Origin of the sequence: Streptococcus ferus DSM 20646 (genome assembly GCF_000372425.1) — a bacterium.
Classification (GTDB): Bacteria; Bacillota; Bacilli; order Lactobacillales; family Streptococcaceae; genus Streptococcus; species Streptococcus ferus.
This window is the reverse complement of sequence record NZ_AQVD01000007.1, coordinates 12,276-26,106: the sequence shown is the minus strand read 5'-3', so window position 1 is coordinate 26,106 and position 13,831 is coordinate 12,276. Positions and strand designations below refer to the sequence as shown.

The window sequence follows — 13,831 nt, the reverse complement described above, 5'->3', positions numbered from 1 at the left end:
ACAGGGTCCGATGAAAGAGTAGAAAAGTGATTGAAAAACGTATGAAATCTATAAAAATAACGAGAAACCAGCTGGAGATACTCGCAGTTGTGATTATCCTTATTTTGGGACTTTCTGTTTTCTTTGTGAACCGCAAACGCCAGGCGACTTTAACGTATGAAAATGGAAAGATGACCTATACCGGAACCGTGGTCAACAACCGATTTAATGGTCAGGGGAAACTGACCTACCCTAATGGAGACACTTATGAAGGTCAATTTGAAGATGGTGTTTTCAGTGGTCAGGGAACGTTTAAATCAAGTATCGGCTGGTCCTATGTCGGTGAATTTAAAAAGGGCTTAGCTGATGGGAAAGGCGTCTTAACAGCGAAAAATCAGAAAGTCTACAAGGGAACATTTAAACAAGGGATTTATCAGAAATGAGAATAAAGTGGTTTTCTTTTATTAGGGTAACGGGGTTGCTGCTCGTTTTACTCTATCATTTTTTTAAACAAGCCTTCCCAGGAGGCTTCATTGGTGTAGACATCTTTTTCACCTTTTCGGGCTACCTCATTACCGCCCTTTTGATTGATGAGTATACTCGTTCTAAAGCCATTGATCTCTTAGGTTTTTTTAAGAGGCGTTTTTATCGGATTGTTCCGCCGCTCGTTCTGATGGTTCTGATCAGCATGCCCTTTACGTTTTTGATTCGTCGGGATTTCGTATCCAGTATCGGCAGTCAAATAGCGGCAGCTCTCGGTTTTACGACCAATCTTTACGAGATTTTCACTGGAGGAAACTATGAAAGTCAGTTTATCCCCCACCTCTTTGTGCATACGTGGAGTTTAGCCATTGAAGTTCACTTTTATGTCTTCTGGGGTTTCCTGCTTTGGTTCTTGGGAAAGAGGGTGGCAAACCATAAGCAGTTTCGCGGTCTTGTCTTCTTGATTGCCAGCGGTTTATTTTTGCTTAGCTTTTTGAGTATGTTTATCCGAGCTTTCTTTGTCAGCAATTTTTCCCTGATTTATTTCTCTACGTTCACCCATATCTTCCCTTTCTTCTTGGGAGCAGTCTTAGCTACCCTGACAGGGGTCAGAGAGACGACGGGGCGTTTCAAAAAAAATGTTCAGCTTTGGCCGACCAAAAAAGTTCTTATAGTAATGGCTGGAAGTGCAGGTTTCCTTCTGCTTTTGAGTCTGTTGTTAGATTTCAACCATCTGCTGACCTATCTATTTGGTTTTCTTTTGGCAAGTCTCTTTACCGCTGTGATGATTTATACGGCGCGTGTACTGAATGATAAGACGCCAAACTTAGAAGAGCCGCGTTTCATTACTTTTCTTTCAGATATTAGTTATAGCGTTTATCTCTTTCATTGGCCGTTTTACATTATCTTTAGTCAGCTGATGCCGAATTGGCTGGCGGTGCTCTTTACGCTCGTTTTCTCAGTTGCTTTTGCAGTCCTTTCCTACTATATTATCGAACCTTATATTGCTGGAAAAAAATCAGACTTCTTTGGTTTGACACTTGACCTCTCTCCTTATCAAAAATGGATCTATGGCGGTTTTGCCTTGCTCAGTGTTATCACGCTCGCCATCTCACTCACAGCTCCTAAAGTCGGCCGTTTTGAGACCAATCTTTTAGTTGATTCGCTGAATCAGGCAGATAACAACATGAACCGTACTCATACACTGGCCGCCGGAGATGCTTCGGCAATCAGCAATGTTTCGATTATTGGTGATTCGGTTGCCTTGCGGGCCAGCAGCACCTTTACCGAAATATTGCCAGAAGCTCAGCTTGATGCGGCGGTCAGCCGTAATTTCACTTCAGCCTATGACATTTTTCAGAATCAGATAGACAGTAACACACTGGCTAAAACAGTGGTCATCGCTGTCGGTGTCAATTCTGTCGGAGGCTATCAAGATAGCCTTCAGAAATTCATTGATGGTTTGCCAGATGGACATCGGCTCATTTTCGTCACGCCTTATAATGCCAAGGACGGGCGTATTCCTGAACTGCGTAATTATGAACTGGATTTGGCTCAAAAATATGCGTTTGTGACGATTGCAGACTGGTATGAAACGGCCATTGCCCATCCTGAAATTTGGAATGGCTCAGACGGGGTTCATTACAGCGATTCCAGTACAGAAGGTGCTAAACTTTATGTTCAGACGATTCAGGATGCCATTCAAAAAGCTGCTAAAAACCCAGCCAAAGGGGACACTTAGCCCAGAAACTCGCTTTAGGCGAGTTTTTTTCAATTAGAAAAGCTGACCTCAAGAGATTTTGTAAAAAAAATCACAATTTTCTTGTGAAACGGTTTACAAACTAAAAAAAAGTGCTATAATAGACTCATAAAAATAAATGTGAATTTTTTAACAAACTTATCAAGGCAAGTTTGTTTAGAAAAGCGGAGGAAAATTATGGCTGACAAAAAAGTAACCCCTGAGCAGAAGAAAGCAATGGCTGAAAAGCACGTTGATGAGCTGGTTCAAAAGGGTTTGGTGGCTCTCGATGAGTTCCGTAAACTCAACCAAGAGCAAGTGGACTACATTGTGGCTAAGGCATCCGTAGCAGCATTGGATGCGCACGGTATCTTGGCCGCTCATGCGGTGGAAGAAACGGGTCGCGGTGTCTTTGAAGACAAGGCCACCAAAAACCTCTTCGCCTGTGAACACGTTGTCAACAATATGCGCGGTGTCAAAACCGTTGGTGTCATTGAAGATGACCCAGTTACAGGTTTGACAAAAATTGCAGAACCGGTCGGTGTTATCTGCGGGGTGACTCCAACAACTAACCCAACCTCAACAGCCATCTTTAAGGCTCTGATTTCCCTAAAAACACGGAACCCAATCGTCTTTGGTTTCCACCCGTCTGCTCAAGAATCATCTGCCCATGCAGCCAAAATCGTTTACGATGCAGCGGTAAAAGCAGGTGCGCCTGAAAACTGTATCCAATGGATTACAGAGCCGTCTATGGAAGCAACAGGAGCCCTGATGAACCATGATGGCATCGCAACTATTCTGGCAACAGGTGGTAATGCCATGGTGCGTGCTGCTTACTCATGCGGTAAACCTGCCCTTGGTGTAGGTGCTGGTAACGTCCCTGCCTACATCGAAAAATCTGCGGACATCCGTCAAGCAGCTCACGATATCGTTATGTCTAAATCCTTTGACAACGGTATGGTCTGTGCATCAGAGCAGGCAGTTATCATCGACAAAGAAATCTACAAAGACTTCGTGGAAGAGTTCAAGTCTTACAAGACTTACTTTGTCAACAAAAAAGAAAAAGCCCTCTTGGAAGAATACTGCTTCGGCGTGAAAGCCAACAGCAAGGACTGTGCAGGTGCTAAGCTGAATGCGGACATCGTTGGTAAACCAGCAGCTTGGATTGCAGAACAAGCAGGCTTCAAAGTTCCAGAAGGAACTAACATTTTGGCGGCAGAATGTGCAGAAGTAGGACCAAATGAGCCATTGACACGTGAAAAACTCTCTCCAGTCATCGCCGTCTTGAAAGCGGACGATGTGGAAGATGGTTTGAAGAAAGCTCGCCAAATGGTAGAATTCAACGGTCTTGGCCACTCAGCTGCCATCCATACAAAAGACGAAGAACTGGCGAAACGTTTCGGTACCGAAATGAAAGCCATGCGTATCATCTGGAACTCTCCATCTACTTTCGGTGGTATCGGGGACGTTTACAACGCCTTTATCCCATCATTGACCCTTGGATGTGGTTCATACGGTCGCAACTCAGTTGGTGATAACGTATCTGCTATCAACCTTCTTAACATCAAGAAAGTAGGGAAACGTAGAAATAATATGCAGTGGTTTAAAGTTCCTTCAAAAATTTACTTCGAGCGCAACTCTATTCAATACCTCCAAACCGCAGAAGGCTTGAATCGAGTAATGATTGTAACGGATAAATCCATTGAAAAACTCGGCTTTGTCCAACGTGTGATTGATCAATTAAATCTTCGTCCTAATAAAGTAACTGTTGAAGTCTTCTCTGATGTTGAACCAGATCCAGATATTTCAACGGTTGAACGCGGTGCTGAGGCAATGCGTGCCTTCCAACCAGACACCATTATCGCTCTCGGCGGAGGCTCTCCAATGGATGCAGCCAAAGGAATGTGGCTCTTCTACGAACAACCAGAAGTGGACTTCCGTGACCTCGTTCAAAAATTCATGGATATCCGCAAACGTGCCTTCAAATTCCCTGATTTAGGCCAAAAAGCTAAATACATTGGTATCCCAACCACATCTGGTACCGGTTCAGAAGTCACACCATTTGCCGTTATCTCTGATAAGAAGAACAACCGCAAGTATCCATTGGCTGACTACTCATTGACCCCAACCATCGCCATCGTTGACCCTGCCTTGGTAGAGTCAGTGCCTGACTTTATCGCAGCGGATACTGGTATGGACGTCTTGACCCATGCGACAGAAGCCTATACTTCTAACTTCGCCAACGACTACACAGACGGTATTGCCCTTCAAACCATCAAGTTGGTCTTCCAATACCTTGAAAAATCTGTGAAAACAGCTGATCCGGAAGCACGTGAAAAGATGCACAACGCTTCAACCATGGCTGGTATGGCCTTCGCCAATGCCTTCCTTGGAATGAGCCACTCTATGGCCCATAAGATTGGTGGGGTGCACCACACTGTTCACGGTCGGACCAATGCCATCTTGCTTCCTTACGTTATCCGCTACAACGGTACTCGTCCATCTAAGACCACTACATGGCCTAAGTACAACTACTGGAAAGCTGATGAGAAATTCCAAGACATTGCGCGTATGTTAGGTTTACCTCATTCAACACCAGAAGAAGCCGTTGAAGCCTATGCGAAAGCAGTCTATGACCTCGGTGTTGCCGTTGGTATCAAGATGAACTTCAAGGACCAAGGTATCGATGAGAAAACTTGGAAAGACAGCCTGCATGAAATTGCTCTTCTTGCCTATGAAGACCAATGTTCACCAGCGAACCCACGCTTGCCAATGGTAGCAGACATGGAAGAAATCATGGCAGATGCTTACTATGGTTATGCTAAAAAACCAGGTCGAAGAAAATAAAGTCTATCAACCATAAACAAAAGGGATGTTTGAACATCCCTTTTGTTTTCGTTCGATGGTTCATTCGGCTGGCATTGGAGTGAAGTTCCTCGATGATTGTATTTGCTGAAGCCAGATGACCAATCCCTTTAATATTACTAGGGCTATTGCGAAAATGGCCGGATTATATTAAAATAGAATGGCAAAAAGAATTAAGGAGACTTATGATGACACAAGAAGAATGGTTGAAGGATTTTGAAAACAAAAATGGTCGCCCGCCGACACAGGATGAATTTTCAGCAGCTTGGAGCAGCGGTGCTTTTTCGGCGCCAACACCCAATGCCCCAGAAGATTCAGGCAAAAAACGCAGTAAAACAGGTTTGATTATCGGCATTGTTGCTGGTTTGCTAGCCGTTATTCTTTTATCTGTTGGAGGCTATACCTACTATCTTTATAGTTCAGGAGACATCAACGGAACTTGGCGCAGCAGTGAGTTAGAAAAGAAAATGGAGAAGACTGTTTCAGACAGCTTATCGACCTATTCGGAAGACTATGACCTCAGTTTAAGCAAGTACTTTAAGGACGCCAATGTCAAGATGACCTCGAAAAATGACAAGGTACTGATGACTGTCAGTTATACGGTAGATGCAGAAGGGATCTCCAAGGCGGTTTACAAATTCTTAGATGACCAATTTGAAGAACAACTGAAAGCCTATCTCGAAAGCAGTGGCGGTGACAGTCTGACGGACCAGGAAAAACAGGCCATTAAGGATGCCTATTTCACCAATTTGCCAAGTCAGGAAAGTCTGCAGAAGAGTCTAGAGACAAGCATTAAGGAAAGTGCTGAAGAAGAAGGCTTAACTTATGATACCAAGACAGGTAAAATTCACGGGGAGCTTTTCCGTGGTAAAGTTAACCGTTTCTCTAAGACCGTTTCGATTACAGAATACAATAAAAATGCCTATGTTGAGGACATCAACAAAGGAGATGTTATTCTCTTTGAAAAAGAAAAAGACAAGCTAATCTTAGATGCTGAAAAGGGTGATGATATCACATTCGAAAAAGCAGGCAGTGTTAATGCAGATGTGTGATGGTTATCACACATCTTTTTCTTTGGATAACGAGGATTTGTCAGAATTTTCTATAATCTAGCCAATTTCAAAGATTTTATGGTATGATAGATGAAAGATTACTAACAAAGAGGGATTCGCATGACACTAGTGTACCAATCAACGCGTAACGAGAAAAATAAGGTAACTGCCAGTCAGGCCATTTTGCAAGGCCTGGCAACAGACGGGGGTCTCTTTACCCCTGTTGATTTTCCAGATGTCAATTTAGACTTTGACCGTTTAAAATCGGCTTCTTATCAGGAAGTTGCCAAATTAGTTCTGTCAGCTTTTTTAGATGACTTTACAGAAGAGGAGCTCGACTTCTGCATCGACAATGCCTATGATGCCAAATTCGACACCCCAGTTATTGCGCCGCTTGTCAAACTAGGAGATCAGTATCATTTAGAGCTCTTCCATGGCTCTACTATTGCATTTAAGGACATGGCGCTCTCCATCCTGCCCTATCTTTTGACAACAGCTGCCAAAAAACAGGGTGTGGACGACAAGATTGTTATCCTGACAGCGACATCTGGTGATACCGGCAAAGCCGCTATGGCAGGCTTTGCCGATGTCGCTGGTACAGAGATTATCGTCTTCTACCCTAATGGCGGTGTCAGCAAGATTCAGGAGCTGCAAATGACGACCCAAGTCGGCGACAATACGCATGTTGTTGCCATTGAAGGGAATTTTGACGATGCTCAAACCAAAGTCAAAGAGATGTTTAATGATGAAAGCCTTCGTCAAAAGCTGGCGGCAAAGGGAGCTCAATTTTCATCTGCCAATTCAATGAATATCGGACGTCTGGTGCCACAGATTGTCTACTACATCTATGCCTATGCTCAGCTCCTGAACGATGGACAGCTTGAAAAGGGTGAAAAAATCAACATTACGGTTCCAACAGGGAATTTTGGCAATATCCTAGCGGCCTACTATGCCAAACAAATCGGTCTCCCAGTCCATAAGCTGATCTGTGCATCCAATGAAAATAATGTGCTGACAGACTTTTTTGCCACTGGCTTTTATGACAAAAAGCGTAGGTTCAAGGTAACCAGCAGCCCCTCTATGGATATTTTAGTGTCTTCCAATTTAGAGCGTTTGATTTTTCATTTGGTCGGCAATGATTCGGCCAAAACCAGAGAACTGATGACAGCTTTAGTTGACAAGGGAGAGTACCAGCTTTCTGCTGTCAATCCTGATATCCTTGATTTCTTTGAAGCGGGGTTTGCGACAGAGGGAGAAACATCAGCCGAAATCAAACGACTTTACGATGACTTGTCTTATATTGAGGATCCGCATACTGCGGTTGCCTCTGCTGTTTACCGAGCTTACCGTGACAGGACGGGCGACCAGACAAAGACCATTATTGCTTCAACAGCCAGTCCTTATAAGTTCCCGCGAGTTGCTGTGGAAGCGGTCAAAGGAAAAGACAGCGGCGATGATTTTGCAGCAGTTCAAGAGCTCCATGACTTATCAGGAGTTGCCATTCCCAAGGCCGTCAAAGGTCTGGAAACAGCCCCAATCCGTCATCGCAAAGTGGTAGAGGTTGCAGCTATGCAGAAAGCTGTTGAATCCTATCTGGATGTGTAAAAGGACCGGTTGGTTCTTTTTCTATTTGATATGAAACATCAGAAACAGATTTTAAATATTGCCCTGCCTGCCATGGGAGAAAACCTTTTGCAAATGCTAATGGGCCTTGTTGACAATTACTTAGTTGCTCAGCTTGGTCTCAGTGCTGTGTCAGGTGTGGCCGTTGCCAATAATATCATCACAATCTATCAGGCCCTTTTCATTGCTATTGGGTCAGCTATTACGAGTATAGTCGCAAAGAGCCTAGCGCAGAAAGATCAGTCGGCTTATCAAGGCTATCAAAATGATGCTCTCAGCCTGACGATCATCCTTAGTTTGATCTTAGGGGTAATCTCAGTAGTCTGGGGGACAACTTTATTAAAGTTACTAGGAACACAAAACAGCGTTAGTGAGATAGGGGGGCGTTACTTGGCACTTGTCGGAGGCGGCGTTCTTTTTCTCGGCCTCATGACCAGTTTAGGAAGTTTGCTGCGAGCTCGAGGCAGGGTACGCCTGCCGATGTATGTCAGCCTAGTCAGTAACCTGCTTAATGCGCTATTGTCAACTCTAGCCATTTTTCTATTTAACTGGGGCGTGGAGGGTGTGGCAGCAGCGACAGTTTTATCACGTGCCATCGGTACTCTGATATTAGCCAAACAGCTAAAATTAAAGGTCTGGGACTGGCAATTTCATCTGGCTATTGACAGGGATTTGCTCCGGCTTGCCCTGCCTGCTTCCTTGGAGCGCCTGATGATGCGGGCAGGAGACCTTGTTATTGTTGCTTTAATCGTCACTTTCGGGACTAAAGTGGTCGCAGGGAATGCTATTGGGGAGACCTTGACACAGTTCAATTATATGCCGGGATTGGGTCTGTCTACGGCGGCTGTTGTTCTAACAGCCCATTATTTAGGACAGGCTAAAATCGATCAAATCAGGCAAGTTGAGCGCGAAATCTACCTGATCGCTGTGCTTTCTATGGGAGTCCTGGCAGGATTTATTCTGCTGCTAGGCCCAGTTTTGGGGCGCCTCTTCACGGATAATACATCAGCACTCCAGGCCAGCCAAACAGTACTGTTATTTTCCTTTTTAGGAACGCCTGTTACAGCAGGCACGCTTGTTTATACAGCCATTTGGCAGGGACTGGGAAATGCAAAGCTTCCTTTTTACACGACCAGCATAGGGATGTGGCTGATTCGTGTTTTGATTGGTTATCTCTTAGGGATAAGTCTTCAGCTAGGGCTTTCAGGCGTTTGGATGGCAACCGTTCTAGACAATCTTTTTAGACATTTCTTCCTATATAAAAGGTACCGACGCTATATTGGATAAACTTACCCTAAAAACCAAAATCAAAGATTTTGGTTTTTTTATGGAAAATAGGCAAAAACCCCTTGCAAAGCCTTGTCAAATCTGTTATTATGTTCTAGTGCTGTAAAAAACAGCCTTAGCTTTGATGCAAGAGGTTGCGACACGCTCGGTTGCATTGCCACGCAATCGCCTGTCGGTTTTCTTGTGGAGCTAGCCTATTATCTTAAATAGACGAGAGGAGAAAAGATGGCAAACAAAAAAATCCGTATCCGTTTGAAAGCATACGAACACCGTACACTTGATACAGCGGCAGAAAAAATCGTTGAAACAGCAACCCGTACAGGTGCGACAGTAGCAGGTCCAGTACCGCTTCCAACTGAACGCAGCCTTTACACAATCATTCGTGCGACTCACAAATACAAAGATTCACGCGAACAGTTTGAAATGCGTACCCACAAACGTCTCATTGATATTGTGAATCCAACGCAAAAAACGGTTGATGCATTGATGAAGCTTGATTTGCCAAGTGGTGTAAACGTAGAAATCAAACTTTAATCTGATTTCGCCTAATTGAGCACAGGCTAAACTCTGTGCAAAAATGATAAATCTTCCTAGAAACAAATGTTTCTTCGTCAGATTTCCTGTTTTTGCTGAGAGTGTGACGCCTTCTGCATCTTACCTTGAGCATGAAAAACGCTCGTTAAAAACTTTTTTGAGCATAAAAAACGCTCATAAAAAACTTTTTAAATCATAAAGTAAAGGAAATATTTTCTCATGACAAAAGGAATCTTAGGGAAAAAAGTGGGAATGACTCAAATCTTCACTGAAGCTGGTGAATTTATTCCTGTGACAGTCATCGAAGCAACGCCAAATGTTGTTCTTCAAGTGAAAACTGTTGAAACCGACGGCTATGAAGCTGTTCAAGTTGGTTTTGATGACAAACGCGAAGTATTGAGTAACAAACCTGCCAAAGGCCATGTAGCAAAAGCTAATACGGCTCCTAAGCGCTTCATTCGTGAATTCAAAAACATTGAAGGCTTAGAAGTCGGTTCAGAAATTACTGTTGACACTTTCCAAGCTGGAGATGTTGTCGATGTAACTGGAACAACCAAAGGTAAAGGTTTCCAAGGTGTTATTAAGCGTCACGGGCAATCACGCGGGCCAATGGCTCACGGTTCTCGTTACCACCGTCGCCCTGGTTCAATGGGTCCTGTTGCACCTAATCGTGTCTTCAAGAACAAACGTTTAGCAGGGCGCATGGGCGGCAACCGAGTGACTATCCAAAATCTTGAAGTTGTTCAAGTTGTACCGGAAAAGAACGTTATTTTAATTAAAGGTAATGTTCCGGGTGCTAAGAAATCTCTTATCACCATCAAATCAGCAGTTAAGGCTGCTAAATAATAAAGAAAGGGGAAATCAGTTAACATGGCAAACGTAAAACTATTTGACCAAACTGGTAAAGAAGTTAGCTCAGTTGAACTTAACGACGCTGTCTTCGGTATTGAGCCAAATGAATCATCTGTCTTTGATGTTGTCATCAGCCAACGTGCTAGCCTTCGTCAAGGAACTCACGCTGTTAAAAATCGTTCAGCAGTAGCTGGCGGCGGTCGCAAACCGTGGCGTCAAAAAGGAACTGGGCGTGCGCGTCAAGGTTCTATTCGCTCACCACAGTGGCGTGGCGGCGGTGTGGTCTTTGGTCCAACTCCGCGTTCGTACGGCTACAAGCTTCCGCAAAAAGTTCGTCGCCTTGCATTAAAATCAGTTTACTCAGCAAAAGTTGCTGACGAAAAGCTGATTGCTGTTGATGCTCTTTCATTTGAGGCGCCTAAAACTGCTGAATTTGCGGCAGTACTTGCTGCCCTCAGCATTGATTCAAAAGTACTTGTCATTCTTGAAGAAGGAAACACATTCGCTGAATTATCAGCTCGTAACCTTCCAAATGTAACAGTTGCAACAGCAGCTACAGCAAGTGTTCTTGATATCGTAAACAGCGACAAACTTCTTGTTACAAAAGAAGCAATCTCTACTATCGAGGAGGTTCTTGCATAATGAATTTGTACGACGTAATCAAAAAACCTGTTATTACTGAAAAGTCAATGCACGCTCTTGAGGCTGGTAAATACACATTTGAAGTGGACACTCGTGCACACAAGCTTTTGATCAAGCAAGCTATCGAAGCAGCTTTTGAAGGCGTTAAAGTTGCCAGTGTTCGTACTGTAACTGTCAAACCAAAATCAAAACGTGTTGGCCGTTATACAGGTTTCACAAGCAAAACAAAAAAAGCTATCATCACGCTTACAGCTGATTCTAAAGACATCGAGTTGTTTGCGGCTGCCGAAGCAGAATAATCTAAGGAGGAATTAAGGTGGGTATTAAAGTTTATAAACCAACGACAAATGGCCGTCGTAACATGACTTCTTTGGATTTTGCTGAAATCACGACAAGCACTCCTGAGAAATCATTGCTTGTTTCGCTTAAAAACAAAGCTGGTCGTAACAACAACGGTCGTATCACTGTTCGCCACCAAGGTGGTGGACACAAACGCCACTACCGTTTGATTGATTTCAAACGTAATAAAGATGGCGTTGAAGCAGTTGTTAAAACAATCGAATATGATCCAAACCGTTCAGCAAATATTGCATTAGTACACTATACTGATGGTGTTAAGGCTTACATCATTGCTCCGAAAGGCATTGAAGTTGGTCAGCGCATTGTTTCTGGCCCAGATGCGGATATCAAAGTTGGAAACGCTCTGCCGCTTGCAAACATTCCGGTCGGTACCGTTATCCACAATATTGAGCTTAAACCTGGAAAAGGTGCGGAGTTGGTTCGTGCTGCAGGAGCTTCTGCACAGGTTCTTGGTCAAGAAGGCAAATATGTTCTTGTTCGTCTTCAATCAGGTGAGGTTCGTATGATTTTGGGAACTTGCCGCGCAACAGTCGGTGTTGTCGGAAATGAACAGCATGGACTTGTCAATATCGGTAAAGCAGGACGTAATCGTTGGAAGGGCATCCGCCCAACCGTTCGTGGTTCTGTAATGAACCCTAACGATCACCCACACGGTGGTGGTGAAGGTAAAGCGCCAGTCGGACGTAAAGCGCCATCTACTCCATGGGGTAAACCAGCGCTTGGTCTTAAAACACGTAACAAAAAAGCTAGAACTGACAAACTGATCGTACGTCGCCGTAACGAAAAATAGGCGACTGAACAGAAGTTTCTGTCACCTCGTTACGAAACTTTGTCGGAATGCCTCGGTCATGACAACCATTCTGGTGTCTATGGCTGCAGGTTATTAGCTTAGATCCGCCAACTCGGTAGGGTAAGTCAGGATTTGAAATTCCGTTTACTAGTCAGTTATCACTGTTGAATGGCACAGTGGTTGATTGACGTTTCCTGTAGGAAAGCTACAAGAAACTCTTGGTCAACTGTGCAGAGACAGGGTGATGAACTGGTCAGCTGTGGTTTTATCTTGCTCCCAAGCCGCTGTGGTACATATTTTAAAGGAGAAAACACTAAAATGGGACGCAGTCTTAAAAAAGGGCCTTTCGTCGATGAGCATTTGATGAAAAAAGTTGAAGCTCAGGCCAATGACGAAAAGAAAAAAGTTATCAAAACTTGGTCACGTCGTTCAACGATTTTCCCAAGTTTCATCGGGTACACTATCGCAGTTTACGATGGTCGCAAACATGTTCCTGTCTACATTCAGGAAGACATGGTAGGTCACAAGCTTGGTGAATTCGCACCAACACGTACCTATAAAGGTCACGCAGCTGACGATAAGAAAACACGTCGTTAATAGGAGGAGGACACAATGGCAGAAATTACTTCAGCTAAAGCAATGGCTCGTACAGTCCGTGTTTCACCTCGTAAAACACGTCTTGTGCTTGATCTTATTCGTGGAAAAAACGTTGCTGATGCAATCGCAATCTTGAAATTCACTCCAAACAAAGCTGCCCGTGTAGTTGAGAAAACTCTCAACTCAGCAATCGCAAATGCTGAAAACAACTTTGGTTTGGAAAAAGCTAACTTGGTAGTATCTGAAACATTCGCCAATGAAGGACCAACTATGAAACGTTTCCGTCCGCGTGCGAAAGGGTCAGCTTCACCAATTAACAAACGGACAACTCACGTCACAGTGGTTGTAGAAGAAAAATAAGGAGGTAAAATCGTGGGTCAAAAAGTACATCCAATTGGTATGCGTGTCGGAATCATTCGTGATTGGGATGCGAAATGGTATGCTGAAAAAGAATACGCGGATTACCTTCATGAAGATCTTGCAATCCGTAAATTCATTCAAAAAGAATTGGCTGACGCAGCGGTTTCAACCATTGAAATCGAACGTGCAGTAAACAAGGTAAACGTTTCTCTTCACACAGCAAAACCAGGTATGGTTATTGGTAAGGGTGGTGCAAACGTTGATGCCCTTCGTGCAAAATTAAACAAATTAACTGGAAAACAAGTACACATCAACATTGTTGAAATCAAATCACCTGATCTTGATGCTCACTTGGTTGGTGAAAACATTGCTCGTCAGTTAGAGCAACGTGTTGCTTTCCGTCGTGCTCAAAAACAAGCGATCCAACGTACAATGCGTGCAGGAGCTAAAGGGATCAAAACTCAGGTATCTGGTCGTCTGAATGGTGCTGATATTGCCCGTGCAGAAGGTTACTCAGAAGGAACTGTTCCACTCCACACACTTCGTGCTGATATCGACTACGCTTGGGAAGAAGCTGATACCACTTACGGTAAACTTGGTGTTAAAGTTTGGATCTACCGCGGTGAAGTTCTTCCAGCTCGTAAAAATACAGCTAAGGGAGGTAAATAA

14 protein-coding genes are annotated in these 13,831 nt (G+C 43.9%); all 14 read left to right on the top strand.

Annotated elements, in window-relative coordinates:
- The first annotated feature begins 41 nt into the window (after positions 1-41).
- Positions 42-422, top strand: coding sequence for an MORN repeat-containing protein (locus tag A3GY_RS0108845; RefSeq protein ID WP_026162001.1), 381 nt, complete (start codon positions 42-44; stop codon positions 420-422).
- Entirely contained in the window at positions 419-2,203 is a 1,785-nt protein-coding gene (locus tag A3GY_RS0108840; protein WP_026162000.1) for an acyltransferase family protein, read from the top strand. The genes A3GY_RS0108845 and A3GY_RS0108840 overlap by 4 nt, the downstream gene beginning before the upstream one ends.
- A 195-nt stretch (positions 2,204-2,398) precedes the next feature.
- Positions 2,399-5,047: a bifunctional acetaldehyde-CoA/alcohol dehydrogenase gene (adhE, locus tag A3GY_RS0108835; protein WP_018031040.1), complete on the top strand. Its 2,649-nt coding sequence runs from the start codon at positions 2,399-2,401 to the stop codon at positions 5,045-5,047.
- A 203-nt stretch (positions 5,048-5,250) separates the two neighbouring features.
- On the top strand, positions 5,251-6,117 hold the full coding sequence (locus tag A3GY_RS0108830) for a hypothetical protein (protein ID WP_145980029.1): 867 nt from the start codon (positions 5,251-5,253) through the stop codon (positions 6,115-6,117).
- Between the two features lie 120 nt (positions 6,118-6,237).
- On the top strand, positions 6,238-7,722 hold the full coding sequence (gene thrC, locus A3GY_RS0108825) for a threonine synthase (protein WP_018031038.1): 1,485 nt from the start codon (positions 6,238-6,240) through the stop codon (positions 7,720-7,722).
- A gap of 30 nt (positions 7,723-7,752) precedes the next feature.
- Positions 7,753-9,027: an MATE family efflux transporter gene (locus tag A3GY_RS0108820; RefSeq protein ID WP_040804170.1), complete on the top strand. Its 1,275-nt coding sequence runs from the start codon at positions 7,753-7,755 to the stop codon at positions 9,025-9,027.
- Between the two features lie 225 nt (positions 9,028-9,252).
- Complete coding sequence (rpsJ, locus tag A3GY_RS0108815) at positions 9,253-9,561, top strand: 30S ribosomal protein S10 (RefSeq protein ID WP_003046044.1); 309 nt, start codon at positions 9,253-9,255, stop codon at positions 9,559-9,561.
- Between the two features lie 219 nt (positions 9,562-9,780).
- Positions 9,781-10,407 carry a 50S ribosomal protein L3 gene (rplC, locus tag A3GY_RS0108810; protein WP_018031036.1) on the top strand — a complete coding sequence of 209 codons (627 nt, stop codon included), beginning with the start codon at positions 9,781-9,783 and terminating at the stop codon, positions 10,405-10,407.
- A gap of 24 nt (positions 10,408-10,431) precedes the next feature.
- Complete coding sequence (rplD, locus tag A3GY_RS0108805; protein WP_018031035.1) at positions 10,432-11,055, top strand: 50S ribosomal protein L4; 624 nt, start codon at positions 10,432-10,434, stop codon at positions 11,053-11,055.
- Positions 11,055-11,354 (top strand): 50S ribosomal protein L23, encoded by a 300-nt coding sequence (locus tag A3GY_RS0108800; RefSeq protein ID WP_018031034.1) that lies wholly within the window; start codon positions 11,055-11,057, stop codon positions 11,352-11,354. Before rplD ends, A3GY_RS0108800 begins: the two co-directional genes overlap by 1 nt.
- Before the next feature lie 17 nt (positions 11,355-11,371).
- Entirely contained in the window at positions 11,372-12,205 is an 834-nt protein-coding gene (gene rplB / locus A3GY_RS0108795; RefSeq protein ID WP_018031033.1) for a 50S ribosomal protein L2, read from the top strand.
- Positions 12,206-12,523: 318 nt separating this feature from the next.
- On the top strand, positions 12,524-12,802 hold the full coding sequence (gene rpsS / locus A3GY_RS0108790; protein WP_000533765.1) for a 30S ribosomal protein S19: 279 nt from the start codon (positions 12,524-12,526) through the stop codon (positions 12,800-12,802).
- A gap of 15 nt (positions 12,803-12,817) precedes the next feature.
- Positions 12,818-13,162 carry a 50S ribosomal protein L22 gene (gene rplV, locus A3GY_RS0108785; RefSeq protein WP_018031032.1) on the top strand — a complete coding sequence of 115 codons (345 nt, stop codon included), beginning with the start codon at positions 12,818-12,820 and terminating at the stop codon, positions 13,160-13,162.
- A gap of 12 nt (positions 13,163-13,174) precedes the next feature.
- A complete protein-coding gene (gene rpsC, locus A3GY_RS0108780; RefSeq protein WP_018031031.1) occupies positions 13,175-13,831 on the top strand; it encodes a 30S ribosomal protein S3 in 657 nt (218 codons plus the stop codon).